General features: G+C 67.6%; 25 protein-coding genes and 1 riboswitch. Of the genes, 15 read left to right on the forward strand and 10 right to left on the reverse strand.

The annotated features are described in order from the left end of the window. Nucleotides 1-4: 4 nt before the first annotated feature. Nucleotides 5-1,915: a 1-deoxy-D-xylulose-5-phosphate synthase gene (dxs, locus tag ACOGXD_RS02780; RefSeq protein WP_419916407.1), complete on the forward strand. Its 1,911-nt coding sequence runs from the start codon at nt 5-7 to the stop codon at nt 1,913-1,915. A 96-nt stretch (nt 1,916-2,011) separates the two neighbouring features. On the opposite strand, the gene ACOGXD_RS02785 is transcribed toward dxs, so the two are convergent. The 4 genes from ACOGXD_RS02785 to ACOGXD_RS02800 all read right to left on the reverse strand — a co-directional run bounded on the left by ACOGXD_RS02785 (nt 2,012) and on the right by ACOGXD_RS02800 (nt 6,254). Continuing rightward, nucleotides 2,012-3,214, reverse strand: coding sequence for an acetyl-CoA acetyltransferase (locus tag ACOGXD_RS02785; RefSeq protein WP_419916408.1), 1,203 nt, complete (start codon nt 3,212-3,214; stop codon nt 2,012-2,014). A gap of 65 nt (nt 3,215-3,279) precedes the next feature. Next, complete coding sequence (locus tag ACOGXD_RS02790) at nt 3,280-4,680, reverse strand: OB-fold domain-containing protein (RefSeq protein WP_419916409.1); 1,401 nt, start codon at nt 4,678-4,680, stop codon at nt 3,280-3,282. A gap of 123 nt (nt 4,681-4,803) precedes the next feature. Next, nucleotides 4,804-5,538: a PIG-L deacetylase family protein gene (locus tag ACOGXD_RS02795; RefSeq protein WP_419916410.1), complete on the reverse strand. Its 735-nt coding sequence runs from the start codon at nt 5,536-5,538 to the stop codon at nt 4,804-4,806. 50 nt (nt 5,539-5,588) lie between these two features. After that, nucleotides 5,589-6,254 carry a NifU family protein gene (locus ACOGXD_RS02800; protein WP_419916411.1) on the reverse strand — a complete coding sequence of 222 codons (666 nt, stop codon included), beginning with the start codon at nt 6,252-6,254 and terminating at the stop codon, nt 5,589-5,591. 135 nt (nt 6,255-6,389) lie between these two features. Between ACOGXD_RS02800 and ACOGXD_RS02805 the strand changes: the two genes are divergently transcribed. Continuing rightward, the gene (locus tag ACOGXD_RS02805; RefSeq protein ID WP_419916412.1) at nt 6,390-7,373 is read left to right on the forward strand and encodes an MDR family oxidoreductase; all 984 of its coding nucleotides are present in this window, start codon (nt 6,390-6,392) and stop codon (nt 7,371-7,373) included. A 28-nt stretch (nt 7,374-7,401) separates the two neighbouring features. On the opposite strand, the gene ACOGXD_RS02810 is transcribed toward ACOGXD_RS02805, so the two are convergent. The 4 genes from ACOGXD_RS02810 to thiD all read right to left on the reverse strand — a co-directional run bounded on the left by ACOGXD_RS02810 (nt 7,402) and on the right by thiD (nt 10,856). Beyond that, nucleotides 7,402-7,539 carry a hypothetical protein gene (locus ACOGXD_RS02810; RefSeq protein ID WP_323671981.1) on the reverse strand — a complete coding sequence of 46 codons (138 nt, stop codon included), beginning with the start codon at nt 7,537-7,539 and terminating at the stop codon, nt 7,402-7,404. Nucleotides 7,540-7,548: 9 nt separating this feature from the next. After that, nucleotides 7,549-8,016 carry a DUF4333 domain-containing protein gene (locus tag ACOGXD_RS02815; RefSeq protein ID WP_419916413.1) on the reverse strand — a complete coding sequence of 156 codons (468 nt, stop codon included), beginning with the start codon at nt 8,014-8,016 and terminating at the stop codon, nt 7,549-7,551. 239 nt (nt 8,017-8,255) lie between these two features. Then, the gene (locus ACOGXD_RS02820) at nt 8,256-9,899 is read right to left on the reverse strand and encodes an acyl-CoA mutase large subunit family protein (RefSeq protein WP_419916414.1); all 1,644 of its coding nucleotides are present in this window, start codon (nt 9,897-9,899) and stop codon (nt 8,256-8,258) included. 114 nt (nt 9,900-10,013) lie between these two features. After that, complete coding sequence (gene thiD / locus ACOGXD_RS02825; protein WP_419916415.1) at nt 10,014-10,856, reverse strand: bifunctional hydroxymethylpyrimidine kinase/phosphomethylpyrimidine kinase; 843 nt, start codon at nt 10,854-10,856, stop codon at nt 10,014-10,016. A 68-nt stretch (nt 10,857-10,924) separates the two neighbouring features. Here thiD and ACOGXD_RS02830 point away from each other — a divergent pair, with 68 nt between their 5' ends. Continuing rightward, on the forward strand, nt 10,925-12,076 hold the full coding sequence (locus tag ACOGXD_RS02830) for an NAD(+)/NADH kinase (RefSeq protein ID WP_419916416.1): 1,152 nt from the start codon (nt 10,925-10,927) through the stop codon (nt 12,074-12,076). Nucleotides 12,077-12,202: 126 nt separating this feature from the next. Continuing rightward, the gene (locus ACOGXD_RS02835; protein ID WP_419916417.1) at nt 12,203-12,865 is read left to right on the forward strand and encodes a peroxiredoxin; all 663 of its coding nucleotides are present in this window, start codon (nt 12,203-12,205) and stop codon (nt 12,863-12,865) included. Here the strand turns inward: ACOGXD_RS02835 and pncB are convergent. Further along, on the reverse strand, nt 12,862-14,172 hold the full coding sequence (gene pncB / locus ACOGXD_RS02840; protein WP_419916418.1) for a nicotinate phosphoribosyltransferase: 1,311 nt from the start codon (nt 14,170-14,172) through the stop codon (nt 12,862-12,864). The genes ACOGXD_RS02835 and pncB overlap by 4 nt on opposite strands. Before the next feature lie 120 nt (nt 14,173-14,292). On the opposite strand from pncB, the gene ACOGXD_RS02845 reads away from it, so the two are divergent. The 11 genes from ACOGXD_RS02845 (at nt 14,293) to ACOGXD_RS02895 (ending at nt 25,264) form a co-directional block, all read left to right on the forward strand. Then, nucleotides 14,293-14,679: a DUF2784 domain-containing protein gene (locus ACOGXD_RS02845; RefSeq protein ID WP_419916419.1), complete on the forward strand. Its 387-nt coding sequence runs from the start codon at nt 14,293-14,295 to the stop codon at nt 14,677-14,679. A 24-nt stretch (nt 14,680-14,703) separates the two neighbouring features. Then, nucleotides 14,704-14,848: riboswitch (adenosylcobalamin (AdoCbl) riboswitch) on the forward strand. A gap of 52 nt (nt 14,849-14,900) precedes the next feature. Beyond that, on the forward strand, nt 14,901-15,797 hold the full coding sequence (locus tag ACOGXD_RS02850) for an ABC transporter substrate-binding protein (RefSeq protein WP_419916420.1): 897 nt from the start codon (nt 14,901-14,903) through the stop codon (nt 15,795-15,797). A gap of 12 nt (nt 15,798-15,809) precedes the next feature. Then, nucleotides 15,810-16,895 (forward strand): FecCD family ABC transporter permease, encoded by a 1,086-nt coding sequence (locus tag ACOGXD_RS02855; protein ID WP_419916421.1) that lies wholly within the window; start codon nt 15,810-15,812, stop codon nt 16,893-16,895. After that, nucleotides 16,895-17,713: an ABC transporter ATP-binding protein gene (locus ACOGXD_RS02860; protein ID WP_419916422.1), complete on the forward strand. Its 819-nt coding sequence runs from the start codon at nt 16,895-16,897 to the stop codon at nt 17,711-17,713. Before ACOGXD_RS02855 ends, ACOGXD_RS02860 begins: the two co-directional genes overlap by 1 nt. Beyond that, on the forward strand, nt 17,713-18,297 hold the full coding sequence (gene cobO / locus ACOGXD_RS02865) for a cob(I)yrinic acid a,c-diamide adenosyltransferase (protein ID WP_419916423.1): 585 nt from the start codon (nt 17,713-17,715) through the stop codon (nt 18,295-18,297). The genes ACOGXD_RS02860 and cobO overlap by 1 nt, the downstream gene beginning before the upstream one ends. A gap of 102 nt (nt 18,298-18,399) precedes the next feature. After that, complete coding sequence (locus tag ACOGXD_RS02870) at nt 18,400-19,146, forward strand: hypothetical protein (RefSeq protein ID WP_419916424.1); 747 nt, start codon at nt 18,400-18,402, stop codon at nt 19,144-19,146. Next, nucleotides 19,143-21,239: a peptidoglycan-binding protein gene (locus tag ACOGXD_RS02875; protein ID WP_419916425.1), complete on the forward strand. Its 2,097-nt coding sequence runs from the start codon at nt 19,143-19,145 to the stop codon at nt 21,237-21,239. The genes ACOGXD_RS02870 and ACOGXD_RS02875 overlap by 4 nt, the downstream gene beginning before the upstream one ends. A gap of 14 nt (nt 21,240-21,253) precedes the next feature. Beyond that, complete coding sequence (locus ACOGXD_RS02880) at nt 21,254-21,955, forward strand: ABC transporter ATP-binding protein (protein ID WP_419916426.1); 702 nt, start codon at nt 21,254-21,256, stop codon at nt 21,953-21,955. Next, entirely contained in the window at nt 21,952-23,145 is a 1,194-nt protein-coding gene (locus ACOGXD_RS02885; RefSeq protein WP_419916427.1) for an ABC transporter permease, read from the forward strand. Before ACOGXD_RS02880 ends, ACOGXD_RS02885 begins: the two co-directional genes overlap by 4 nt. A 123-nt stretch (nt 23,146-23,268) precedes the next feature. Beyond that, nucleotides 23,269-24,426, forward strand: a complete 1,158-nt coding sequence (locus ACOGXD_RS02890; RefSeq protein WP_419916428.1) for a pyridoxal phosphate-dependent aminotransferase — start codon at nt 23,269-23,271, stop codon at nt 24,424-24,426. Nucleotides 24,427-24,469: 43 nt separating this feature from the next. Beyond that, nucleotides 24,470-25,264, forward strand: a complete 795-nt coding sequence (locus ACOGXD_RS02895; RefSeq protein WP_419912085.1) for an enoyl-CoA hydratase/isomerase family protein — start codon at nt 24,470-24,472, stop codon at nt 25,262-25,264. 31 nt (nt 25,265-25,295) lie between these two features. Here the strand turns inward: ACOGXD_RS02895 and ACOGXD_RS02900 are convergent, their stop codons facing one another. Further along, nucleotides 25,296-26,498 carry an acyl-CoA dehydrogenase family protein gene (locus ACOGXD_RS02900; RefSeq protein ID WP_419916429.1) on the reverse strand — a complete coding sequence of 401 codons (1,203 nt, stop codon included), beginning with the start codon at nt 26,496-26,498 and terminating at the stop codon, nt 25,296-25,298. Nucleotides 26,499-26,581: the final 83 nt, after the last annotated feature.

Raw genomic sequence — 26,581 nt, forward strand, 5'->3', positions numbered from 1 at the left:
GCGAATGCACCTCGCCAAGCTCACCAGCCCGGCTGACCTGCGAGCACTCAGCCCGTCTCAGCTCGATGAGCTCTGTGCGGAGATCAGAGACTTCGTGGTGCAGGCTGTCTCGCAGACCGGCGGGCATCTCGGTTCGAACCTCGGCGCGGTGGAGCTCAGCGTTGCGCTGCACCGAGTCTTCGAATCGCCACGCGACGTCATCATCTGGGACACCGGCCACCAGGCCTACGTGCACAAGCTCATCACCGGTCGGCGGGACGGTTTCGAGCAACTCCGCCAGCGGCACGGCCTGTCGGGGTACCCCAGCACGTCCGAGTCGCCCCATGACGTCGTCGAGAACAGCCACGCTTCCACCTCGCTGAGCTGGGCGTCTGGGCTCGCCACCGGGTTCCAGCTCACCGGTCACGAGCACCGACGTGTCGTCGCTGTCATCGGCGACGGCTCTATGACCGGCGGGATGGCCTTCGAGGCACTGAACAACCTCGGCCATTACGCCCAGCGCGCATTGATCGTGCTCAACGACAACGGCCGCTCCTATGCCCCGACCGTCAGCCGGCTGTCCACGGTGATGTCGCGGCTGAGACAGTCGCCCCACTACGTGCAGGGCCGCCGAGCGGTCGACCACCTGCTCGAGCGAGTGCCGCTGGGCGACGGCGTGCGCCGGAGCTTGGACAGCGCCGCCGCCGCGATGCGCGAGATGTGGGAGCCGCCGGCGTTCTTCGAGACTCTCGGCGTGCGCTACGTCGGCCCGGTCGACGGGCACGACATATCGGCCATGGAATCAGCCTTCCGCGACGCTGCTGCCTACGCCAGCGGTCCCATCGTCGTCCATGTCGTGACGCAGAAGGGGCGCGGCTATGCCCCCGCCGAGCACGACACCGAGAAACACCTGCACGACATCGGCCTCTTCGACCCCGCCACCGGCAGCGCCCCGTCGCCGAGCACTGACAACCGACCGGTCTTGCGCGACTACACGGCTGTCTTCACCGAGACGCTCATCGCAGCAGCACGGCGCGACCGCGACATCGTCGCAATTACGGCCGCGATGCCGGGCTCCACCGGGTTGCTGCCCTTCCAGCGGGAGTTTCCCGATCGTTTCTATGACGTGGGTATCGCCGAGCAGCATGCACTCACATCAGCCGCCGGCATGGCACGCGCCGGTCTCCGACCGGTGGTGGCGGTGTACTCGACGTTTTTGGCGCGAGCCTTCGATCAAGCGCTCTACGACATCGGCCTGCACCGGCTGCCCGTCATTCTCTGCGTGGACCGCGCCGGCATCACCGGCCCCGACGGCGCATCCCACCACGGCCTGTACGACATTGCCATGTTCACTCGCATCCCCGGCATGACTGTGTTCGCCCCATCGGGGCCCGATGAGCTTCCGGCAGCGTTCGCCCAAGCCCTTGAGATCACCGACGGCCCCGTAGCAATCCGCTGGCCCCGCGGCAAAGGCCCGGTGAGCGGGACGGTCCAGCAACCAGATCTCGTGACGAGCGACATGCGCGCAGAGGCCCGCCAACACCGGTCAGGCCCCGACGCCTGCATCCTGGCCGCCGGCCAGACATTCAGCGCAGCAATCGAAGCCGCCGAACTGCTCAGTGCCGACGGCGTCGAAGTCTCGCTGTGGGACCCGAGAGTCCTGAAGCCGCTCGACCGCGCCATGCTGCTGGACGCCGCCGCGCACCCGCTGGTGGTGACCGTGGAGGACGGTGTGCGCGTGGGCGGCTTCGGCAGCCTCGTCAACGACGCTCTCCAGCAACTCGACTCCCCATCAGTGCCACGCATCACCCAACTAGGCACTCCCGACACGTACCTCCCCCACGGCACCGCCCAAGAACTGCACGCCGAACTCGGCCTCGACGCAGTCGGCATAGCCGCAGCAGTTCGCAAGACCCTTGCCCGCATCACGGCCTAAGCGGCGCGAAACGGCCCGGAGCAGATGCCCCGGGCCGCTAGGCGTTGGATTGTTCCTGCGCCGCAGCAATGCTGCGGGCATCAGATACAGCGAGGGTTAGCCCAGCTCGGAACCAACGACCGAGACGAAGCTCACCGCCGCCCCAGGCTGCCCGCCCAGGTTGTGCGTGAGCCCCAGCGTCTTGCCCTGCTCGGTGACTGAAGGGATCTGCCGCTCAGGCGGGGCCTGACCGCGCAGCTGCAACCAGCACTCGAAGAGCATCCGCAGGCCGGATGCACCGATCGGGTGGCCGAAGCTCTTCAGACCGCCATCGGGGTTGACCGGAAGGTCGCCGTCGAGGTCGAACGTGCCGGCCATGGCTTCCTTCCAGCCCAGGCCACGCTCGGCAAAGCCAAGGTCCTCCATCAGGACCAGCTCGGTGGGCGTGAAGCAGTCGTGCACCTCGGCCATCGCGATCTGCGAGCGCGGGTCGGTGATGCCGGCCTGCTTGTAGGCCTCGGTCGCGGACGCCACAACCTCACGGAAGGTCGTGTAGTCGTAGGTGCTGTCCAGCGCGCCGGTCGCAGGACCGGACGCAAAGCTGAGGGCCTTGATGTACAGCGGGTTTTCGCAGTACTTGTGGGCATCCTCGGCCCGTACCAGGACCGCAGCGGCCGAGCCGTCGCTGACGCCCGAGCAATCGAAGATGCCCAGTGGACCAGCGATCAGCGGCGAGCCGGCGATGGTCTCCTTGGCGACTTCCTTGCGGAACTGCGCTCGGGGATTCAGCGAACCGTTGCGGTGGTTCTTCCAGGCGATGCGAGTGAGGACTTCCTTCATGGTGTCCTCGTCGAGCCCGTACTTGTGGGCGTAGGCCGGTGCCAGCAGGCTGAACGTGGCCGGCGCGGTGATGGTGGAATCGGTGCCGTCGCTGGGCGGGCGTGCACCGGTCAGACCCGAATACCCGGAGTCCTTCAGCTTCTCCACGCCGATCGCCATCACCATGTCGTAGGCGCCCGAAGCAACTGCGTAGGCAGCGTTGCGGAACGCCTCAGAACCGGTGGCGCACATGTTCTCGAGCCGGGTCACCGGCTTGTAGTCGAGCTGCAGCGGCTTCGACAGCGTCAGGCCGGAGACGCCCGATCCCATCGTGCCGAGCCAGAAGGCGTCGATGTCGTCCTGGGTGACGCCAGCAGATGCGTACGCATCGTGTGCCGCGTCGGTGAGCATGTCATCGACGCTGCGATCCCAGTGCTCGCCGAACTGGGTGCAACCCATTCCGACGATCGCGACCTTGTCGCGAATGCCATGTGAACTCATGTGTGCCTGCCTTGTGGTGGGTTGGGTATTGACATTATGGCCGCTGGCCCGCGTTCATTGCTGCGTCACCCCGCAGCCGGACGAGCCTTCCAGAAGTAGTTGTGGATTCCTTCCGCGCTGTACAGGCGGCGGAACGTCATCTCGACGCGGTCGCCGATGCGCACCTCATCGGGGTCGACATCGGTCATCTCGGCCTGGAAACGCCCGCCGCCGTCGTAGTCGATGACCACGGCAACCATGGGCGGCGACAGCGAGAACGCCAGCCGGTCCACCGTGAAGGTGGCGATCGTGGCGGGCACATCGGCCATGCGGACGCGCTCCATGTCGTCGACAGCGCCGCCTTCCATCGACACGCGCATCGGCGGCAGATGAATGGCGCCCGAGCTGCGGTCGCGTGAGCCGACGAACGCGTACTTCCAGTCTTCGGAGCGGAACGCCGGCGGCGCACCGGGACGCTCTGGGTCCGGCCGCCGGGGCGGCTCACGGTCGAGGAAGCCGCGCCACGTCAGGAACTTGTTGTAGTCGAGCGCGTCGTTGCCCCGATCGATCTGGGCGCGTACCGGCGCGTATGGCGCGTGGTCGGCGATGGCGTCCGTGGTCCGCAGCACATCGGCCGTGGCGCCGTCGGCGAGATGGACCAGCAGGATCGTCTCGCCCGGCGCCGCGTCGTCGAGCACGGCTGCCAGCACGATCGCCGCATGCGCCGTGCCGGTGTTGCCAATCTCGCCGGTCAAGTCGGGGACCAGCTTGTCGCCTGCCACGCGGGACAGGCCGCGCACCGCACGAGCGTGCAGTCCCACGATGGCGATCTTGTCGATGCCGTCGAGACCGACTCCGGCATCGGCCATTGCCCGCTCGATGGCATCGTTCGCGAGCGGCAAGTACACCTGCTCGCCGAACCGCTCCTCCCAGATGCGCGAGTACGCATCGCCCGGCTGGCGGTAGCGGTCGGTGAACTCAGCGGTGGCAACCGCCGCGCCGAGCCACTCGCACAGCACCGGAGACACAGCGTCGTCGCCGAAGACGAAGGCGGCTGCGCCGTCGCCGCCGCCTGCCTCGTCGCCACTGGTCGGGCGACCGGTGCGCAGATCCGAAGCCACTGCCAAGTTGGTGCCCCGGTTGGCCGCAGCGAGTGCCCAGATGGCCTCCGACGAACGCGGCGCTCCTCCGGCATCGACCGCCCAGGACGATTGGGGCAGGTCCAGCGCAGCGTGGATGGCAGAAGCGTTCGTCTTGTCCATGTATGCGGGATTGGCCGTCGAGAACAGCACCGAGTCGGGCACGATGTCGCTTCCGCGCAGCGCATTGCGCGCGGCCTCGACACCCATCGTGGTGGTGTCCTCGTCGTAACTGGCCACGGCTCGGTGACCGCGGCCGCCGCCGGAGCCCATCGCCGCAGTGATCTTGGAGCGGTCCAGCCGCCAATACGGCACGTACGCCCCGTACGCAATGATCCCTCGTCCCATTGTCGGTTCTCCCGTCGCTGCGGTTGCAATCGTCGCCGCCGTCGGCCCTCAAGCGGTCCGGTCGGCTGTCCCCGGCGCACACCGGCCAGCGCAGGAGCCTACGGCGTGGAGCGTCCGTGTCGCCTAGCCCGCAGGCACGACGCGGTAGGCCTCGGCGAGCCGACCGCTGGGAAGGTTGCCCGCGGCTGCGGTATCGGCAGCCCATTCGCGCAGACGGCCTTCGAGATCGTCCATCTCCGCGGTCTGGCTGCGATGTGCACGAAGCGCTTCGACCTTTCGGCCAAAGTTGTCGGTGATGTCGATCCACCGGTTGGGCTCGGTGCCGATCAGCCAGATCTCGCTGACGTTGTGGGGCTTGTGACCCTCGTCGAGGAGCTCCGGGAAAGCCCGTGGATTGCGGGAGTCGGGGTACACAGCGGCCATCGCAGCAGTAGCAGTGGCCAGGTGGTCCGGGTGGGAGATGTAGATGTGGTCCCAGTTGGGGATAGTGGTCTGGCACAGCACGGCATCGGGACGGACGATCCGGATCACGCGCGCGATGTCACGCCGCAATCCCAAGTCGGCCACGACCATGCCATCGGGATGGCCGAGCCAGTGCAGCTCGCTCACACCCACCTTCGCTGCCGCAGCAGTCTGCTCGGCCTGCCGCATTGCGGCCAGCTCGTCGGGTGTATGGGACATGTCGTCGTCGCCGGCTTCCCCGCTCGTCGCCAGGCAGTACGCCACGTGGCATCCGGCCGATGTCAGCGCGGCAACGGTTCCCGCCATGCCGAAGTCGATGTCGTCGGGATGGGCCACGATGATCAGCGCCCGTGCAGGCGCTTCGATCTCTCCCTGATCGGTGAAGATCACGCCCACTGCCACAACCTCCGTCGCTCGGGCGACGGCGTCGCCGTTCGGCTCAGCCGCTAGGTGAAGTAAGGGTTCTCGCCCGAGGCGTGGTCGGTGAGGTCGACGACCCGCTCGACTTCAGGGATCAGCTCACGCAGTGTGCGCTCGATGCCCGCGGTGACGGTGGCGTTCGCCATGCCGCAGCCTTGGCAGCCGCCGCCCAACTTGACGACGACCGTGTCGCCTTCCACCGACACCAGCTCGGCGAACCCGCCGTGCGCGGCGATCGAGGGGTTGATGCGCTTGGTGAGCACCTCTTGGACGTTGTCCTCCACCGTGCCGTCGAGGTCGAGCTGCGCGTTGGGGCCGAGGTCGGGGCGGTTCGGATTGCGCAGCACGAGGCCCGGCTGGTTCGGGTTGGACGGCAAGTCCAACGAGGCGCCGTCGAGCTTGGGCACGTCGCGATCGGGAATCAGCACCGTCAGGCCGCCCCCGACTGCGAATGGCACATCGGCAACGTCGGCCTCGGCCAGCAGCTCGAAGGCGAGGTCGTAGGTGTAGTCGACGCCTTGGGCGCCGGTCACCTCGATGCGAAGCGCGAGCTGATCGCCGTCGACTTCGCTGTTGCGCAGTTCGACCACCTTCTCGAGTGCAGCCGGCGTGACGTCAAAGGTCTCGCGCCGCGTCTCCATCATCGATTCGCGCACTGCGTCAGCGGGAGCCATCGGGTCGCTCAGGGCCATGTCGGCAGCCTACTGACGACGCCCTGCGGGTCCGTGGGCGGCTGCGAAAGGCGTTGCCCCACAGCCTGGCGGTAGTGTCCCGCGCGCTCGCTGCGCCTCTCAGACCGAGGGCGCCCCGCAACAAAGGGGATCTTCATGGCCTTCCGCGCATTGATGCTGCACGAACAGGACCGAGCCGTCTCGGCCGAGCTGGCCGACATCGAGGACAGCCAGCTGCCCGACGGCGATGTCACCGTGGCCGTGGAGTACAGCACGCTGAACTACAAGGACGGGATGATCCTGGGCGGGATTGGGCGACTGGTCCGCACGTACCCGCACGTGGGAGGGATCGACTTCGCGGGCGTCGTCGAGTCATCCGATGACGGCCGCTTCGCTCCGGGAGATCGGGTTGTGCTGACCGGCTGGCGAGTCGGCGAGACCCACTGGGGCGGCTACGCGGAGCGCGCACGCGTGAGCGGCGACTGGCTGGTGCGACTGCCCGACGGGCTGTCGACGTTCGACGCGATGACGATCGGCACGGCCGGGTTCACCTCGATGCTGGCCGCGCAAGCGCTGGAGCGGCACGGCCTCGGATCGGGTCCGGTGCTCGTGACCGGTGCCGCCGGTGGGGTCGGCAGCGTGGCAGTGCACCTGCTGTCAGCGGCTGGTCACGAGGTCGCTGCCTCCACTGGCAGACCGCAGACCGCCGACTACCTGCGCAACCTCGGCGCTTCGGAGATCATCGATCGGACGGAGTTGTCGGAGCCGCCGGGGCGGCCGCTCGGCAGTGAGAGATTCGGCGGCTGCGTGGACGCAGTCGGGGGGACCACGCTGGCGAACGTGCTGACGCAGATGTCATACGGGTCAAGCGTGGCGGCGTGCGGCCTCGCCGGCGGCAATGGGCTCGACACCACCGTCATCCCGTTCCTGCTGCGCGGCGTCAACCTGCTCGGCATCGATTCGGTGATGTGCCCCTACGAGCCGCGCGCTGCCGCATGGCAACGACTCGACGAGTTGGTGGATCGGGATCTGCTGGCATCGATGGCGACGACGGTGGGTCTCGGCGATCTGGCCGCGCTGGGGCCGAAGATCCTGGCGGGCGAGGTGCAAGGGCGCACCGTCGTCGATGTGCGCGCCTGACGGCGCGTCTGTTGAGGTCCGCGCCTGACTACAACACCGAGGTGATCGCGGCGAAGCCGGTCAGCAGCATCGCGGCAACGACAAGGACTGCGGTCCACCACAGCCCCGGCTGGCGCTGGCGCAGCGGGCGCAGGTTGCCCATCGCGTCATAACGGTGACGTGGCATGCGCTGGGCCTAGCCCTTCAGCCTCCACTCGATGGCGCCGATCTCGTTCTGCACCTCGACCTCGATGTCCTGTGTGGCCCCTGTATCGGAACGCTCGAGCGTGCACAGGAACGTATGGCCGACCGAAACCACCAGGTACTGGTCGTCGCCGCAATTGGCCTGGACACCGAATCCCAATGCGGCTGCCGCTTCGGCACCAAGCGCCGTCTCGGTGGCATTGGTCTGCATCACTGCCTGGCGAGGTCGGATCTCGCGGCGGCCCTGCTCGTCGATGATCGTCACCTGCGCCTCGTAGAACGCTCCCTCAACGAGTCCGTCGCACAGGAACGTCGAACCCGGCCGGATGGGCGCATCCTCGGGGCAGTCGATGTCGGCGATCTCGGCTGGCGCCACCACGCTCTGCAGGTAATCCTGCACCTCGCGCTCTACCTGCGACTGGTCTGCACCGCCGCCGCAGGCCGCGAGCACCGTCGCCATCAGCGACGCCGAAACGGCGATCCAGCCCCATCGGACAATGCGATGCATACCTGTCCACCGCCCCCGCGCACAGGCTGTCTCCGGCGCGAGCGGTCTGGTCAAGTTGAGGGCCTCCGGCTAGGAATGACGGGACAATAGCCCAATGGCATGCCGCAACCTGTACTTCTCACAGCCGGCAAAATCACAGGTCATCCGTGTCCTCTGCAGAGCCTTGCGCTGCACGCGAATTCGGATGCCGATCAGATGAAGGGCCGCTCGGTGTATCGCCCGAAAACGTCGGCCAAGGCGTTGGTCACCTCGCCCACGGTGGCCCGCGTTCGCACGGTGTCGATGAGGTGCGGCATGAGATTGGCGTCGGTCTCCGCCGCCCGGCGAAGCGACATCAACGCCTCGTCGACGGCCGCCTGACTCCGGTCGGCCCGCACCTGGGCCAGCCGCTTGATCTGGCGTTGCTCGTCGTCGTTGGTGATCTTCAGCAGGTCGATCTCGTCGTCTTCGCTGCCCTCGGTGAAGGCACTGGCGCCCACCACGACCCGGCGGCCTGCGTTCACCTTCTTCTCGAACTCATACGCCGCGTCGGCGATCCCGGACTGGTACCAGCCCTCGTCGATCAGGCGGAATGCGCCCTCGAGCATCGAGCCATCCCCGGCTGCGTCGATGTGAGCGAACATCTCCTCTGCTTCGGCTTCGAGCTGGTCGGTCAGCTCCTCGATGAACCAGCTGCCGCCGAGGGGATCGATGACGTTCGCCGCACCGGTCTCGTGGGCGATGATCTGCTGTGTCCGCAGGGCGATCCGGGCGGCCTTGTCTGTCGGCAGCGCCAGTGCCTCGTCCATCGAGTTGGTGTGCAGGCTCTGGGTGCCTCCCAACACTCCGGCGAGTGCTTCGATGGCTGTACGCGCGATGTTGATCTCCGGCTGCTGCGCGGTGAGCGAGACCCCGGCTGTCTGGGTGTGAAAGCGCAGCATCATCGATCGCTCGCTCTGCGCGCCGTACCGATCGCGCATCCACCGAGCCCAGATGCGGCGGGCTGCCCGGTACTTGGCGATCTCTTCGAAGAAATCGATGTGGGCGTTGAAGAAGAAGCTCAGGCGGGGCGCGAACTCGTCGGTGGACAGCCCCCGCTGGGCCGCGGCCTCGACGTAGGCGAACCCGTTGGCCAGGGTGAATGCGAGCTCCTGCGCCGCCGTCGAGCCCGCCTCGCGGATGTGGTAGCCGCTGATCGATACCGAGTTCCACCGCGGCATCTCCTCGGTAGCGAACTCGATGGTGTCGGCAACGAGGCGCATCGACGGCCGCGGCGGGTACACCCACTCTTTCTGGGCTTGATACTCCTTGAGGATGTCGTTCTGCAGGGTGCCGCCGAGGTTGCGGCGGTCCGCGCCGTGCTCTTCGGCGTTCGCGACGAACATCGCCCAGATCGTGGCCGCCGGCGCGTTGATGGTCATCGACGTGGTGGTCGCCTCGAGGTCGATGCCGTCGTACAGCGTCGCCATGTCCTCGATCGAGTCGACGGCCACGCCGCAGCGGCCCACCTCGCCCAGCGACATGACATCGTCGGAGTCGAGGCCCATCAGCGTGGGCATATCAAATGCGGTCGACAGTCCGCCTCCGCCTGCTTCGAGGATCTCGTGGAACCGCTTGTTGGTGTCTTCGGGCGTTCCGAAGCCTGCGAACATGCGCATCGTCCACAGCCGGCCGCGGTAGCCGCTGGGATGCACGCCACGGATATACGGGAATTGCCCCGGCCAGCCCACCTCAGGATCGGGTTCGCTCTCCGCAGGCGCATAGAGCGGGTCAAGCTCGAGACCGCTCATCGTCTCGAAGTCGGCGTCGCGCACCGGGGTGGCCTCGAACTCTGCTTGCCAGCGCTCGCGTGTCACCGGTGGCCTCCTGAGATCCGCAGCCTCGTCACTGCCGAGGTGCGCTCAGCTTCAGCGTCACCTGCGGCGCTTGAAGTGTATGCAGGAGCCCGCAGGCCGGCCCAGCCTCTGGTCTCAGGGGCTGAGCGGGTCGACGGGTCCGCGACCGCTGCCGAGCAGGCGATCTGCGCCTGCCGAGATGGCGCGCGCCGTCAGGTCGTGAGCACGGTCAATCGCTGAGTCCAGGCTGGTGCCCTTGGCCAGCTCCGCGCAGATGGCTGCCGAGAAGACATCGCCCGACCCGCGGACGTTGCGGGTCTCGATGCGCGGCGCCGACAGCAGCCGGACGCTGCCGTCGCGGACCACAACATCGGTGATCGTTTCACCGCTCAGGAGTCGACCGCCGGTGATCACCACGGCCTCGGGCCCGGTGGCAGCGAGCTCGCGGGCCGCTTCGATCCACGCTTCGACCTCGTCGCCCAGGTCTCTGCCCACCAGTCGACCTGCCTCGAGGTGGTTGGGTGTCACAACGCGGGCGCTCGGCAGCAGGCGCGTCGCAACCGATCGTTCGGTCTCAGCGCTGAGCAGGGGCTCGCCGGCCCCGTCGACCAGCACCGGGTCCACCACCAACTGGGGAAGCCGGCGGGCAGCTACCGAGGCCACCGCCGCGACGGTCTCCGCCGTGAGCAGAAGGCCCGTCTTGGAAGCGGCAATGGGCATGTCGTCGAGCACTGCGTGAATCTGTGCGGCCACCAGCTCGGCGTCGACGGGCTGCGCGGCCCGGAACTCTGCAGTGTTCTGTGCCGACACCAGCGTGAGAGCGAATGTCCCGTGCACGCCGCATGCCGCAAACGCCCGCAGGTCGGCCGCGAGACCGGCCCCGCCGGACGAATCCGCCCCCGCGATGGTCAGGGCCGCGGGCGACCAGGCGTGCTGCGCGGGCGGATGGGGATTCTCCCTCGTCATCGGGCCGGCCATGTCCCAAGTACAACAGTTGAGAGCGCCGCGCGGCAGTCACGCGCGCCGCTGGTTAGCGTCGGCGGGCGATGGCCGGATCCGCGTCGAGACCGAGCGACTCTTTCGCTGGCCGCATCTCCCCCGACGGCACGGTGGGGATCATCGCCAACCCGGTCTCGGGGCGCGATGTTCGCCGGGTGGCGGCGCGCGGCGCAGTGTCGACCACCGAGGACAAGCGCAACCGGATCGCCCGGGCGGTCATCGGCGCCGTGACCGCGGGAGCCACGCGGATCGTGGCCATGGCAGAACCGTTCGGCATCGCCACGGGTGCGCTCACCGACCTTCGCATCGACGCGGAGATCGAGATCGTGGACGTGGGGGCGACCGTGTCACCCACCGACACGATCCGTGCCGTGGACGCCATGCGAGCTCGGGACGTGAGCGTGCTGGTGACGCTGGGCGGCGACGGCACCAACCGCACGATTGCCAGCGTCTGGCCCGAAGCGACGCTCGTGCCCATGTCCACCGGCACCAACAACGTGTTCCCCAGCCTCACCGAGCCCACCGTGGCCGGTGCTGCGGCGGGGCTGATGGCAACCGGCGTGGTGGATGCCGAGGCGTGTGCGCCCCGCTCAAAGCTGATCACCGTGACATCGCAAGACGGCACATCGTGCAATGGGCAGCCGGCGGGGGCGTGGACCGAGATCGCTCTGGTCGACGCGGTCACGATTGCCGACGATTTCGTCGGCAACCGCATGCCGGCGGACGGGGCGCGGCTGCGGCAGGTGCTCGTGTCACGTGCCCATCCCGCCAGCATCGGGCTCAGTTCGCTCGCGGGGCTGCTGCAGCCATGCTCATTCGCCGACGATGCGGGCGTGCTGGTTGAGTGCGGGCCGGGCGGGCGCCCGATGCGAGTGGCGCTGGCACCGGGGCTGTACCGGACGGTGCCAGTCATCGATCACCGCAGCGTCGATCTGGGGGAAGCCGTGGAGCTCGGGGGTCCGACGGTGCTGTCGCTCGACGGCGACCGGGAACGCACGATCGGCCCCAGTGCGTCGGCAATAGCCGATGTGCAGCGCAGCGGGCCTCGGGTGGTCAACGTGGAACGGGCGCTGGAATTGGGTGCCGCCGCCGGAGTGTTCGAGACTTCTCGGGCGCCGACCGGCGACCGTGCGCTCAACGAGGCCTCGAAGGTCCACTACCACCACGCCGACGGCACCCCGATCCGCGATTGCTGCTGATGCTGCCCGCTTGGCCAATTCCTGACTAATCAGGTCGGATTTATCGTCAAATGCGGCTATCCTCCGCGGCACGGATGGTGCTGGCTCACGCACCACCGCGCCAACCGCATCGCATGGAGGACGACCATGGCACTGCGACTCAACGACACCGCTCCCGATTTCACTGCCGACACCACCGAGGGCGAGATCAGCTTTCACGACTGGATCGGCGATGGCTGGGCGCTGCTCTTCTCCCATCCCAAGGACTTCACCCCGGTCTGCACCACCGAGTTGGGCGCCGTTGCTGCGCTGGCCGGTGAATTCGCCGCACGCAACTGCAAGATCATCGGCATCAGCGTCGACGGCGTGAGCGACCACGTGGCCTGGAAGGCAGATATCGCTTCCGCGACGGGCCACGAGGCCAACTACCCGCTCATCGGCGATCCCGAACTGAACGTCGTCAAGCTCTACGACATGCTTCCCGGCGACGCCGGTGATACGTCGGAGGGACGCACCGCGGCCGACAATGCCACGGCCCGCACCGTGTTCATCATCGGCCCGGACAAGAAGATCAAGGCGTCGCTGACCTACCCGATGACGACCGGCCGCAACTTCGCTGAGATCCTGCGCCTGCTCGATTCGTGCCAGCTCACCGCCGCCGAGCAGGTCGCCACGCCAGCCAACTGGCAGCAGGGCGAGAACGTCATCATCGTGCCCGCTGTATCGAACGAGGCCGCCGCCGAGAAGTACCCCGACGGCTGGGAATCACCGCTGCCCTACCTGCGTCTCGTGCCGCAGCCGGGCGTTTAGCTCAGGCTGGATTCGCCGACCACTTCGGCCTCGAATGCTGGGGCGCCGTCGAGGCGGCGCATCGATTCGGGCAGCTCAGCGCGGACGCGCTGGTGGAAGACACGGTCCTGGGCAAGCGTGTAGGGATAGGCGTTCTGGCCGGATCGCAGCAGCGGAACGTGCAGCGGCCGGCTGTTGGTGGGCCCGGGGCGGTCCTGCTCGACGAGCGTCTCCGAGGTGGCCTCGCCATCGCGCACTACCCGGTAGGGCCTCACCACGCCGCCACGGGTGGCCTTGCCCTCTGATTCCTTGTAGACGGGCACCACCGGCTCGAACGTGCCGGAGTGCCGTGCGATAGCCACCGCCTTGTACACCATGCCGGCGGTTGCATGGCCGGAACCCACCACAAGCTGGGTGCCCACGCCATAGCCATCGACCGGCAGATGCGCCAGATCGGCGATGCGGTACTCGTCGAGATCGCCTGACACCACGATGCGGGTCTCCTCGGCGCCTGCGTCATCCAGCCACCGCCGAACCCGCGGCACCTCCACCGTGAGATCTCCCGAGTCGATGCGTACCGCGCCCGGCACCCCGCCGAGACGCTTCGCCGCTGCGAGACCCCGTTCAAGCCCTGTTCTCAGGTCGAAGGTGTCTATGAGCAGCGTGGTCTCGAGGCCGTGCGCACGCATCTGCGCCTCGAAAGCTGCTTCCTCATCGTGGTGCGCCAGCGTGAAGGCGTGAGCAGCGGTGCCGGCCGTCGGGATCTCGAACTGTTCACCGGCGAGCAGGTTGGATGTCGCATCGAAACCAACCAACCAGGCGGCACGCGCGGCGGCAACGGCAGCGAGCTCGTGGGTGCGGCGGCCGCCCATCTCGATGAGATGACGTCCTTCTGCGACATCGTGCATCCGAGCAGCCGCAGACGCCACAGCACAATCGTGGTTGAGCACCGACAGCACCAGCGTTTCCACGAGCAGCGCCGTGCCTACCGACGCATCGACACGCAGCACCGGGCTGCCGGGCACATAGAAGTCGCCCTCGCGGTAGCTCCAGGCATCACCGTCGAATCGGAACGTCGCCAGGTGATCGAGCAGGCCGTCGCTGAAACGGCCGAGCCCAGCCAAGTAGTCCAGATCGTCGGCCTCGAACCCGTAGTCAGCCAGCAGCCCGGCCAGCCGGCCCGGACCCGCCACCACGCCGTAGCCGCGTCCCGGCGGCAATCGCCGGGCGAATACCTCAAAGCACGAGCGCCGGGACGCGACACCTGACTGCAAGGCCGCATCGAGCATGGTGAGCTCGTACAGGTCGGTCATCATGGCCGTGCCCACACCACAAGTCTGCCCGCACCGCAGGCCCAACGCTGGGGCCACGGTCGCCGTGGCCATTCCGACTCGCTGGAGCAGTGCGTCTCTGCAATACCGCGACATGCACAGATAGCGTGAGCGGCGATGGCACTTGTCGGGCTGGCACGGCTCATGGCCGTGTCGCATCTGGCCTACATCGTGTTCCTGCTGGTCGGCGGATTTGCCGCGAAGCACCGACCGAAGCTGATGAAGTGGCACCTCGCCGCATTCGGCGCAGCCGGATTGGTGAACATCACCGGTTCCGACTGCCCGCTGACCACTTGGGAGAAGTGGTTTCTCCGTCGAGCAGGGCGGGAGCCGTATGAGACAGGTTTCGCCTCCCACTATCTCGTGGAGCCCTTCTATTCGAAAGGCATCACCGGCCGGGTGAATTCGGTGATCCTGCTCGCACTCGTGATCCCGGTCTTGGTGAGCTACTGGCGACTGGCCAGAAACGCCGCTAGCCCCAAGGGCGGGTCCGCTTCGTCGTAGCGCTTCGCCTCTCGGTTCTGCGTCATAGACTCGCGGCCGGTTGTCGTGAGCGAAGCCGGTGAGATCCCGGCGCTGTCCCGCAACGGTGATGCCCCTTCGGGGGACGAGTCCGGTCGCCTCCCGGCCGCCATCACGCGAACCGATTCCTCGAGGTAAGGAGCGGCTCGTGCGGTGGGTGCTCCCGCTGCTCGGCCCTGAACTCGAGCAGAAGGGAGAACACCATGAACCGCACTGCGACAAGGCGAGCGGCCCTGCCACTGCGACTGCTGTGGGCACTGCTGACGCTTGCCATTGTGGCGTCGGCTTGCACGGGCAGCGACGCCGAGCCGGCAGAAGAACACGAGTTCGGCAGGATCGTGTCGATCTCACCGACCGGAACGGAGATCCTCTTCGCCATCGGTGCAGGCGAGCGTGTCGTGGCCGTCGACCAGTTCTCCTACTACCCGCCCGAGGCCCCCGTGACCGACCTCGACGGCTGGAACCCGAACCTCGAGGCGATCGCGTCGTACGAGCCCGACCTCGTGGTGCTGCAGACCAACGGCGAACTCATCGCCGGACTCGAGGCACTGGGGATCACCGTGCTCGCCCACGACGCACCGGTCGTGTTCGACGACGTCTACGCCCAGATAGCCCAATTCGGCGACGTCACCGGCCAAGTCGACGAGGCGGCTCAGCTCGCCGCCGACATGCAGGCCGACATCGCCGACCTGATCGCCGCCGCGCCCGATGCCTCGGGACTGACCTACTACCACGAGCTCGACAACACGCTGTACAGCGTCACGAGCGGCACCTTCATCGGACAGGTGTACGGGCTGTTCGGGCTCGACAACGTCGCCGATCCCGCCGACGCCGACGGCAGTCACTTCGGTTATCCCCAGCTCAGCGACGAATACCTGGTCGACGCAGACCCGGACCTGATCTTCCTCGCCGACACGCTGTGCTGCGGCCAGAACGCCGAGACCGTGGCAGCGCGCCCGGGCTGGAATCAGCTCACCGCGGTTCAGGAGGGCCGGGTCGTCGAATTCAGCGACGACATCGTGTCCAGGTGGGGACCCCGCTTGGTGGACTTCATTGCTGCCATTTCCGACGCGCTGGTCGACATCGGCGCTGCGAGTTGATCGAACGCTGCCGTGACCGACGCCCGCTCGACTGGCTCCGGCGCGTCAGCCGGCGCCGACGCGGCACTGCAGGCTGCGGATCTGAGGCTGCGGCAGCTCGGCATCGGCGCCGCTGCAGTCGTCGTCGCCGTCATCGCGGGGCTCACCATCGGGCCGGTCGGTATCGGTGCACATCGGGTGGCGCTCGAGCTCGCGGACGCGCTGCCGGGCTTGGCATTCGACTCGGGGCTCAGCGATGCACACGCTGCGATCGTCCGGGAAATCCGCTTGCCTCGCGTCGTGCTCGGGCTGCTCGTGGGTGCGGCGCTGTCCATGAGCGGTGCCACCTACCAGGCCGCCTTCCGCAACCCGCTTGCAGACCCGTATCTGCTGGGCATCGCAGCGGGTGCAGGTCTCGGGGCCACGATCGCCATCACCGCCAATGTGGGCGATGGTGCCGGCGCACTCGACCCGGTGCCCCTGGCTGCATTTGCCGGGGGACTCTTGGCGGTGACGGTGTCGTACGCCGCGGGTCATCTCGGCGGCCGTTCGACGGCGTCGCTGATCCTCGCCGGCATTGCCGTCGCCAGCTTCCTGACGGCATGCCAGACCTACGTGCTGCAGGCCAACAGCGATGCATTTCGCAGGATCATCGCCTGGATCCTCGGCCGGATAGCGACATCGGGCTGGTCAGAGCCTGCGCTGATGCTCCCCTACTTCGTGCTCACCGCCGCCGTCGTGATGCGCTACCGCCGGGCGCTGGACGTGCTGGCAGTGGGCGACGAAGAAGCCGCCGCTCTCGGGCTGAACCCGCGGCGGGTGCGCTTGGTCGTAGTGCTGGCGGCATCCCTCGCTGCGGCTGCGGCGGTTTCGGTCAGCGGGCTCATCGGCTTCGTCGGCATCATCGTGCCGCACACGGTGCGGCTGGCGTTTGGGGCCAGCAACCGGGTGGTGCTGCCGCTGTCGGTGCTGTTTGGGGGCGCATTCATGGTGTTCGCCGACTTGGCGGCGCGCACGGTGCTCTCGCCGGCGGAGCTGCCGATCGGTGTCGTCACCGCCTTCCTGGGCGCACCGTTCTTCGTGCTCGTGCTCCGCACGTCGCGCCGGGAGGTTTGGTGATGGCGGTGCGGATCCAGTCGCTGGCTGTCACGCTCGACAGCACTCCTGTGCTGCGCGGCGCCGACCTGGAGGTAGCAGCCGGCGAGTGGGTCAACGTCATCGGGCCCAACGGCGCAGGCAAGACCACCCTGTTGCGGGCTGTGCTCGGGCTGGTGCCGTTCCGGGGAAGCATCGATATCAACGGGCTGCGCGATCGCCGCCGGTCAGCGCGGGCCCGTCACGTCGCCTATGTCCCGCAGACCCCGGTGATCCCGCCGGGAATGCTCGTGGCCGACTACGTGCTGCTGGGGCGCACGCCGCACCGCGGCGTCTTCGCGGCCGAGACCGCAGGCGATCGCAGGATCGCCGCAGAAGTGCTGGAGCGGCTCGATCTCGGCGGCTTCAGCGAGCGCACCGTGCAGTCTCTTTCTGGAGGCGAGCGCCAGCGCACCGTGCTGGCCCGGGCGCTGACACAGCAGACCGAGGTGGTGCTGCTGGACGAGCCCACCACGGCGCTCGACCTCGGACACCAGCAAGATGTGCTCGAACTCGTCGAGACGCTGCGGCGCGAGCGTGGCTTGACCGTCGTCGCAACGCTGCACGACCTGACGCTCGCGGCTCGGTACGGCGACCGCGTCGCGCTGCTCGCCGGCGGCCGGATCGCGCAGTGCGGTCGGCCTGCTGAGGTGCTTACCGTGGAGAACATCGCCGAGCATTTCGGGGCACACGTCCGCGTCATCGACGATCCGGAGGGACCGGTCATCGTCCCCACCTCCGCGCCCGCACCCGAGTTTGGAGCAGCCGAATTAGCAGCACTCGCAACCAGCAAGGAGTCGTGATGAACGACGTACCGTCAGATGCCGAATCGCCGCCGACCGAGGATCCGCGACCTGGTGGCTTGCGGACCGCCCGCAGCCTCGTTGTGGTGAACACTGGCGACGGCAAGGGCAAGTCGTCGGCGGCATTCGGCACAGCGATGAGGGCACGCGCCCGCGGCTGGCCGGTCGCAGTCGTGCAGTTCCTGAAATCAGACGACTGGGTGACTGGCGAACAGCTGATGGCTGAACCCCTCGGCATCGACTTCTGGTCGTTGGGTGAAGGCTTCACCTGGGACAGCGACGATCTCACCCGAGACGAAGCCGAGGCCCGCGAGGCGTGGCGGCACGGCAAGGCGTTGGTGGAAGCCGGCGAGCACCGATTGGTCGTGTTCGACGAGATCACCTACCCGCTCAACTGGGGCTGGATCGATGCCGCAGACGTGGAGGCCACGTTCAGGGAACGGCCCGAGCATGTCTCCTTGGTGCTGACCGGGCGTGACGCGCCGGAGTGGATGACGGACCTGGCCGACACCGTGACCGAGATGCGCAAGGCCAAGCACGCCTACGACTCGGGGATCGCGGCCAAGAAGGGCATCGACTACTGAGCCGCTGTGGGCGCGTGCCCGTGTGCTGCGTTCTCAGACTCTTCTCATCTCAGCTTCGTACCGTGCGTGCGCACCACTACGGCTACTCGGAGGCGAACCCGCGTGCTGAGACTCTTCCGCCCATCGCTGCTCGCGGTCGCGGCAGTCATGTCACTGGTGGCAATGGCTTGCTCAGGAGGCAACCAGAACGGCCTGCCAACGCTGCTGGAGAGCACGTCGACCAGTGCCGCCGAAGCGCTCACAGCTGCAGGCTCTGACGGACCTTCCGAGGTGCCCGCTTCACCAAGCGCAACCACAGCTCCTGCATCGACCGACACGGCGTCGACTGACGCAGAACAGGACGGCGCCGACGAAGCCGTCGGCGACGAGGAGCGCCTGCTGGAGTTCGCAGCGTGCATGCGCGACAACGGCGTGGAGTTCCCCGACCCGATCGTCGAGGCTGACGGCACGATCAGCTTCGGTCTGCGGCCGGGCGCCGGCGGTGCCGCGCAATCGGCAGAGAATCTGCAGCGCATCGGCCGCGATCCGGATCTGCCGGCAGCGCGCGAAGCATGCGGGGGCCTACTTGAAGGCCTCGCGTTCGGCCGAGGCAGTCAGGACTTCGCGGAGGCCCAGGCCGAGCGGGCCGACCGACTGCTCGAATTCGCCCAGTGCCTGCGAGACAACGGCGTCGATGTCGGTGATCCGGACACGAGCGGATTCGGCCCCGGCGGAGGAGGCGGGGCAGCCCGCCCGTTCGGCGACTTGGACTTCGACGATCCCGATGTGAGCAACGCAATGGACATCTGCGCCGAACAGGTGTCAATCGCCCCGGGCCAGCGTGGCGGTCAGCCGCAGGCGGGACAATGAGCACGCCACGCACTGGCCGACGGACGCGAGTTACCGCTGTCTCCGCGGCACTCATCGTCATCGCTGCGATCGTCATCGTCGTGCTCGTTCTCCTGCGCGATGACCCAGACGACACCTCCCCCGACGCGGCCGAGTCGAGCCTCACCACGACGCTGATCGAACAGCGCGACCTCACCGAATACCTCGAGATCGACGGAACGCTCGACTACGAAGGCACGGTCACACTCGCCGCCCGCAGCGACGGATCGCTGATTCACCTCGCAGCCGAGGGCACCGTCGTGGGCCGGGGCGAATCGATCTACCTGATCCTGGATCCCCCGACCGAGGCGGAAACCGCCGCTGCGCTGGCCGAAGTCGCATCGGCGCAGGACTCGCTCATGGTTGCTGAAGACGACCTGAGCAACGCCCGAGCAGGGCCTTCGGATGCCGACATGGCCGCGGCACGAGCCGATGTTGCCACGGCCATCGAGGCGCGGGACGAGCTGATCGCAGCGCCCACCGTGTCTGAGATCCGCACGGCCGAGGCCGCTGTGGCCGTTGCTGCGGAAGCACTCGAGCATCTCGACAACCCCACGGATGCCGCACGCGCGCAGGCCCGCTCCGACCTCGCCGCTGCCCAAGAGCAGCTCGCCCAGTTGATTGCCGGAGCAACACGAGCCGAGATCGACTCTGCGAAGGCCAACTTGGTGACGGCGCAAGAAGCGCTCGCAGAATTGCTCGCTGAGCCATCGGAAGCCGAGATCGAATCGGCCGAAGCGGCGGTGGCGATCGCCTGGGAACGGCTCCGCGAAGAACTGCAGTGCTGCAGCACCGACGCCGAGATTGATGAACTGCGCGCCGTATTGCTGACCGCCGAAGAGGCGCTCGACGAACTCCTCGCCGGTCCGACCGAAGCTGAGGTCGATGAGGCAGAGGCACAGGTGCTCGCCGCTCAGGAGGCGCTCGACGGTCTCACCGACGGCCCGTCGGACGCAGAGATCGGCGATGCCGAAGCCCAGGTGCTCGCCGCACAGGAAACGCTCGACCTGCTCGACAATCCCACCGAGGCGACGCGAGCCCAGGCACGGGCCGATCTCGCCGCTGCCTCAGAAGCACTTTCGGACCTGCGCGCCGGCCCCTCAGACGCAGAGATCGACGCCGCGAACGCAGCAATCTTGGTTGCGGAAGAGGCCCTAGCCGACCTGTTGGCTCCCGCGTCGGAGACGGAGCTCGCGACGCTCACGGCGGCAGTCCAGAGTGCTGAAGCAGGGCTCAACGCCGCTGAGGCCAACTGGGCTGATCTCAGCCAGAGTCAGCACTCGCTCATCGTCCTGTACGGCAACATGCCCGCATATCGCACCATGGAGCCGGAAACCTCCGGCGACGATGTCCGTCAGCTCCAGGAGAACCTCGTCGAGCTCGGCTACCTCGATCGGGAACAGCGGGTCGCCGACGGCGTCTTCGACGAGGCCACGGCCGCGGCAGTGCAGCGTTGGCAGCAGGATGTCGGACACCGCGTCGACGCGACAGTGGGCACCGCCGATGTGCTGTTCGTCGATGGTCCGGTGCAGATCGGGCCTTGGTCGGCGGGCATCGAGGTGGGCCAGGATCTGCCAGCCGGTACGACGCTTGCGTCGCTGACGGTGATCGAGTCGCCGACCGGCGGTGTCATGGCCACCACCCAGCGCGTCGCCGCCAACCTTCCCCTCGGCGACCGGGATCTCGTCAGCGAGGGGATCATCGTCGACGTGGAGTTGCCCGACGGCACCGATGTCGAGGGCACAGTTGTCGCCATCAACCCGTCCCCGGTTGCCGACCCCGCGACGGGCGAGAACGTCGTCGAGTTAACCATTCAGCTCCATAGCCCAGCCTCGGCGGTATGGATCGGCGCGTCGGTAATGGTGGAAATCACCGAGACCCTCATTGCAGATGCCTTGGTCGTGCCCGCTACCGCGCTGATTGCCCTCGTCGAGGGTGGGAGCGCCGTGGAGGTTCTCGCCGACGACGGAAGCGCTCGCTTGATCGGCGTGGAGACGGGGCTGTTCGTCGACGGCGACGTCGAAGTGCTCAGCCCGGAACTCGAGGCCGGCATGCGAGTGGTGGTTCCCCGTTGAGCGATCGGCGAGCTATGTCCGAGCCTCAACCCCCGGCCATCGAGCTGCGTGGCGTCTCGAAGATCTACCCGGGATCGCCGCCCGTCAAGGCGCTGGACGACGTTTCGGTGCAGATCGGCCGGGGCCAGATGGTCGCTGTCGTCGGCCAATCGGGAAGCGGCAAGTCGACCATGCTCAACGTGATGGGCACGCTCGATCAGCCCACCAGCGGTTCGGTGCTGATCGAGGGCACCGACACATCGTTGCTGACGGACAACCAACTGTCGGCAATCCGTGGTGGGCGCGTCGGTTTCGTGTTCCAGCGCTTCTTCCTCCTGTCGGGGATAGCGGTGATCGACAATGTGGCGAACGGTCTGCTGTACACCGGCGCGACCCGGCCGCACCGGCGCAAGGCGGCCGAGGCTGTGCTCGAGCGTGTCGGGCTCGGCGCGCGCAGATGGCACAAACCCGACGAGCTGTCCGGCGGTGAGATGCAACGTGTCGCCATCGCCCGGGCGCTCGTCGGCGAGCCGGCGTTCGTCCTGGCCGACGAGCCCACCGGCAATCTCGACTCCGCCTCGTCGAATTCGATCATCGAGCTGCTGTTCTCGTTGCACGACGAAGGCCGGACAATTGTTGTCATCACCCACAACGAGGCAATCGCCGCTGCGATGCCCCGGCAGCTGCAGATTCTCGACGGGCGTCTTGTGCGCGACACCGGGACGGTCCCGCAATGAACTTGGCGCCGAGCCGCTTGCGTCCATCCGAGACAGCGCGCGTCGGTCTCGGATCGTTGGCAGCGCGCCGGCTCCGCTCGGCGTTGTCGGCGCTGGGCATTGCCATCGGCATCGCATCGCTGGTGGCTGTCCTGGGTCTGTCGGACTCGTCGAAGTCGGCGCTGCTCGACCAGATCGGCGCGCTCGGCACCAATCTGCTCACCATTGAGGCAGGCTCGGGCTTCGGTGCGGGCGATGCGGCTCTGCCCGAGACCTCGGTTGCGACGGTCAGCCGCGTGCCCACGGTGGAGGCAACGTCGGCCGTGTACGCAGTCGACGCCGGCGTGTACCGCAACGATCTCGTGCCCGAAGACCTCACCGGGGGCATCAGCGTGTACGGCACCGATCCGGGTCTCCTGGGTGCCCTCAACGGCGAGATCGCCCTCGGCTCATTCCTGACGGAGGCCACCCGCGATCATCCGGTGGCGGTGGTCGGGGCGGTCGCCGCCGAACGCCTGGGAGTCCGCAACCTCGACCAGCCGGTGCGGCTGTACATCGGCGACCGCTGGGTCGAGGTGGCAGGCGTGCTGGAGCCATTCGCCCTCGCCGCCAACCTCGATCGCGCTGTGCTGATCGGCGACCGGGCAGCCGGGCGCTACTACGACACCGAGCTGGCTCCGGCCACGGTGTACGTGCGCGTCCACGAGGACCACATCGACGCGACCCGCGACGTGCTGGCCGCGACGGTCGATCCCGAGAATCCCGAAGAGGCCGAGATCAGCAGGCCGTCGGACCTGCTCGAAGCCAGGTCAGCCGCGGAGAGCTCCTTCACCTCGCTGTTCTTGGGCTTAGGCACGGTGGCGCTGTTGGTGGGCGGCATCGGCGTGGCAAACGTCATGGTGATCGGGGTCATCGAACGTCGCGGGGAGATCGGGCTGCGGCGCGCCATCGGCGCAACGAGGGCACACATCCGCCGGCAGTTCTTCACCGAGGCGCTGACGCTCGCGACCCTGGGCGGCACAGCAGGTGTGCTCTTGGGGGTTGCGGTGACCTACGGATACTCGCTCGCCCAAGGATGGCGCGTGATCATTCCACCGGTCGCCTTGATCGGCGGGTTCGCTGCGGCGGTCGCCATCGGCGTGATCGCCGGCGTGTATCCGGCAATCAGGGCATCGCGAGTATCTCCCACGGAGGCGCTCCGCTCGGCCTGAGGGATGCCGAGCCCCACGACGCCCCGCTCTTGGGACTCCGGCTCGCTGCCGCTCGCGGGTCGCTCGGGGCCCGGGGTCCAGCCTCTTAGCCTCTGACGCCATGCAACGGCACGGCGGCGCTTCGTGAGCGGCTTGAAGGTCTCCGAGCGGGCGGACATCGCGCCGTTCTTTGTGATGGAGATGATGCGGGCCGCCGCCGACCGGGAAGCGGCCGGCGGCGATGTGGTGCACATGGAGGTCGGCCAGCCATCCACTCCCGCGCCGGCCGGGGCGCGCGCTGCTGCCAAGGCGGCAATCGACAGCGACGTGCTGGGTTACACGTCGGCCGTGGGCATCGAACCGTTGCGCACGAGGCTGGTCCAGCACTACGCCGACTGGTACCGCTACGACACCGATGCCGGTCGCATCGTCGTTACCCAAGGTGCCAGCGGAGCATTCACGCTCGCGTTCCTTGCGTGCTTCGAGGCCGGCGACCGGGTGGCGGTGACTGCGCCCGGCTATCCCTGCTACCGCAACACGCTCGAAGCACTGGACATCGAGGTCGTCGAGATTGCCGTCACGCCCGAGTCGGGCTTCCGGTTGAGCGCAGACATGGTCACGAGCGCCGGCCCGCTCGATGGGCTGGTCGTGGCTAGTCCCGCCAACCCGACCGGCACCATGCTCATGGCAGACGAACTGGGCCGGCTAGCCCGCTGGTGCCATGACGCCGGCGTGCGGCTGATCTCCGACGAGATCTACCACGGCATCGCCTACGGAACCGAAGCCGCTACCGCTGGGGCGCACAGCCCGAGCGCGGTCGTGGTGAACAGCTTCTCCAAGTACTTCTCGATGACCGGTTGGCGGTTGGGCTGGCTGGTGCTGCCGCCCGATCTGGTCTCACCCGTCGAGCGCCTCGCCCAGAACGCCACCATCGCCGCTGCCACGGTGAGCCAGCACGCCGCACTCGGCGCCTTCGACAGCATCGACGAGCTGGAAGCCAACGTCGCCCGCTACCGGGCGAACCGCCAGATCTTGCTCGACGGCCTGCCCGCAGCAGGGATCGATCGCATCGCCCCGCCTGACGGGGCGTTCTACATCTATGCCAACGTCGATCACCTCACCGACGACAGCGCTGAGCTGGCCGCGACCTGGCTCGCGGAACTCGGCATCGCCACCACGCCCGGCATCGACTTCGACCCCGCAGAGGGACATCGCTACATCCGGTTCTCGTTCGCAGGCAGCAACGACGACATGATCCAGACCGTCGAACGCCTCACCGCGTGGGCCAAGCATCGAGGTTGAGCCCTCGGGCGCAACCCACGTCCCACCACTAGCGTCGCCACTCATGGAATCGGCAGAACTGGAAACGCTCATCATCGACGCCGCGGACAACGGCGTCGTCACCATCACGATGAACCGGCCCAAGCGCCTCAACGCGGCGAGCCCCCAGATGTTCACCGAGCTGCGCGAGACGTGGAATGAGATCGGCGGTGATCCCACCGTGCGCTGCGTAGTGATGACGGGTGCCGGCGATGCCTTCTGCAGCGGCGCCGACCTGGCCGCCGATGGCGGCGACGGCCCGCGCAGGCATGCGCTGCAGGGGCTGAACGTGATCCACCAGACCGTGTCGGCGCTGTACTCGATCATGGTGCCAGTCATCGCCAAGGTGAACGGGGTGGCAGCAGGCGCTGGCATGAACCTCGCCCTCGCCTGCGACCTGATCGTGGCCTCCGACCAGGCTCGCTTCAGCGAGATCTTCGCCCGTCGTGGCCTGTCAGTCGACTTCGGCGGCACCTGGATCCTGCCTCGGCTCATCGGCCTGCACCGCGCCAAGGAGCTGGCGTTCTTCGCCGACGTCATTGATGCCAAGCAAGCCGAGGACTTCGGCATCGTCAACAAGGTGGTGCCCCACGGCGAGCTCGACGCATTCGTCGACGACTGGGCCGATCGCCTCGCGGCCGGGCCGCCCATCGCCGTTGCGATGACCAAGCGCCTGCTCACCCTCAACGCCTCGGCCGACTTCGCCACTGCGCTCGAAGGCGAGGGCATGGCTCAGTCGCTCAACTTCACCACCGAGGACACCAAGGAAGCCGTCCAGGCATTCCTCGAGAAGCGCCCGCCAACGTTCACCGGCCGCTAACCAAGGCCGATCCCGATCTGATCAGCGAGGATCAGGCGAGGGAGGCTCGGGCCTCTGACCAGGACTTGCCGGACTCCACGTCGACGTCGTGAGGCAGGCCCAGCACCCGCTCGGCGATGATGTTTCGCTGCACCTCCGAGGTGCCGCCGCCGATCGTGAGAGCCGGGCTGAACAGGTAGCCACCGTGCCAGCCGTTCCAGCCCTCCACTACGGCCTGGGTCTTGGGGAACTCCGGCGATGTGCCCAGCGGTCCGGTGTTCGCCAGCAGTCCATGGGTTCCGGCCAGATCCTTGGCCAGCGTCATGACGTGCTGGCCGTGATCGTCAGCGAGCGCCTTGCGCACGCTGGCCTCGGGGCCGGGCTGGCGGCCGTGCAGGCGGGCGCTCAGCGTCCGCAGCCGGATGAGCCGCAGCACCTCGCCTTCGATGTGCAGGCGTGCGGCCCGGTCGCGCATCACGGGATCTGACACGCCCCCGGCAGACCGCACCACCTCGAGCAGGTCGGCTGCACTGGGGCCGCTGCCCCACAACGCTCCCTCGCCCGACAGCGACACCCGCTCATTGCCCAGCGTGATCTTGGCGAGCCGCCAGCCGTCGTTCTCGTCGCCGATCCGGTTCTCTACCGGCAGTTCCATGTCGGTGAAGAACGTCTGGTTGAAGGAGTAGGCCGTGGTCATGTCGATGATCGGGCGCAACTCCAAGCCGGGTGTGTCCATCGGGCAGATGAAGTACGACACGCCGCGGTGCTTGGGCACGTCGGGATCAGTGCGGGCGATGAGGATGCCGAACTTGCTGCGGTGCGCTCCTGACGACCAGATCTTCGAGCCGTTCACGATGTACCGCTCGCCGTCTCGCACCGCTCGTGTGGCCAGGTTCGCCAGGTCTGAGCCGCTGTCGGGCTCGGAGAACAGCTGGCACCACACCTCCTCGCCGGTGAGGATCGGCCACAGGTAGCGCTCCTTCTGAGCGTCGGTGCCGCCGTAGATGATCGTCGGACCCGCCCAGCCCAGTCCGATGCCGCCCGCCAGGCGCTTCACGCCGGCGGCGGCCAGCTCCTCGTCGATCAGCAGCTGGGTAATGGGGTCGGCGTCGAGGCCGTAGGGCTTCGGCCAGTGCGGTGCCACGTATCCGGCGTGTGCCAGCGCCTCTTGGCTCGGATTGCCGTCGTGATCGTCGAGCCAGTCGCGCACGGCGACGCGGCGAGGATCGTCATCGTCCGGCCAGTCGAAGTCCATGTGCGGACCCTAGTTGGGTGCCCCGAGATGCGAACAGGCCCCCGCTCAACCGAGCAGGGGCCTGCTGCTACCCGAAGATCGTG

The organism is Candidatus Poriferisodalis sp. (genome assembly GCF_965204125.1).
GTDB lineage: Bacteria > Actinomycetota > Acidimicrobiia > Acidimicrobiales > Poriferisodalaceae > Poriferisodalis.

Coding starts and splice junctions, on each gene's coding strand:
- ACOGXD_RS02885 (WP_419916427.1), top strand. CDS start 21,952: ATGAACTTGGCGCCGAGCCGCTTGCGTCCATCCGAGACAGCGCGCGTC.
- ACOGXD_RS02875 (WP_419916425.1), top strand. CDS start 19,143: ATGAGCACGCCACGCACTGGCCGACGGACGCGAGTTACCGCTGTCTCC.
- ACOGXD_RS02850 (WP_419916420.1), top strand. CDS start 14,901: ATGAACCGCACTGCGACAAGGCGAGCGGCCCTGCCACTGCGACTGCTG.
- ACOGXD_RS02810 (WP_323671981.1), bottom strand. CDS start 7,539: ATGCCACGTCACCGTTATGACGCGATGGGCAACCTGCGCCCGCTGCGC.
- dxs (WP_419916407.1), top strand. CDS start 5: ATGCACCTCGCCAAGCTCACCAGCCCGGCTGACCTGCGAGCACTCAGC.
- ACOGXD_RS02835 (WP_419916417.1), top strand. CDS start 12,203: ATGGCACTGCGACTCAACGACACCGCTCCCGATTTCACTGCCGACACC.
- thiD (WP_419916415.1), bottom strand. CDS start 10,856: ATGGCCGGCCCGATGACGAGGGAGAATCCCCATCCGCCCGCGCAGCAC.
- cobO (WP_419916423.1), top strand. CDS start 17,713: ATGAACGACGTACCGTCAGATGCCGAATCGCCGCCGACCGAGGATCCG.
- ACOGXD_RS02860 (WP_419916422.1), top strand. CDS start 16,895: ATGGCGGTGCGGATCCAGTCGCTGGCTGTCACGCTCGACAGCACTCCT.
- ACOGXD_RS02790 (WP_419916409.1), bottom strand. CDS start 4,680: ATGGGACGAGGGATCATTGCGTACGGGGCGTACGTGCCGTATTGGCGG.
- ACOGXD_RS02880 (WP_419916426.1), top strand. CDS start 21,254: ATGTCCGAGCCTCAACCCCCGGCCATCGAGCTGCGTGGCGTCTCGAAG.
- ACOGXD_RS02785 (WP_419916408.1), bottom strand. CDS start 3,214: ATGAGTTCACATGGCATTCGCGACAAGGTCGCGATCGTCGGAATGGGT.
- ACOGXD_RS02900 (WP_419916429.1), bottom strand. CDS start 26,498: ATGGACTTCGACTGGCCGGACGATGACGATCCTCGCCGCGTCGCCGTG.
- ACOGXD_RS02845 (WP_419916419.1), top strand. CDS start 14,293: ATGGCACTTGTCGGGCTGGCACGGCTCATGGCCGTGTCGCATCTGGCC.
- ACOGXD_RS02830 (WP_419916416.1), top strand. CDS start 10,925: ATGGCCGGATCCGCGTCGAGACCGAGCGACTCTTTCGCTGGCCGCATC.
- ACOGXD_RS02800 (WP_419916411.1), bottom strand. CDS start 6,254: ATGGCCCTGAGCGACCCGATGGCTCCCGCTGACGCAGTGCGCGAATCG.
- ACOGXD_RS02895 (WP_419912085.1), top strand. CDS start 24,470: ATGGAATCGGCAGAACTGGAAACGCTCATCATCGACGCCGCGGACAAC.
- ACOGXD_RS02815 (WP_419916413.1), bottom strand. CDS start 8,016: ATGGCGACGGTGCTCGCGGCCTGCGGCGGCGGTGCAGACCAGTCGCAG.
- ACOGXD_RS02805 (WP_419916412.1), top strand. CDS start 6,390: ATGGCCTTCCGCGCATTGATGCTGCACGAACAGGACCGAGCCGTCTCG.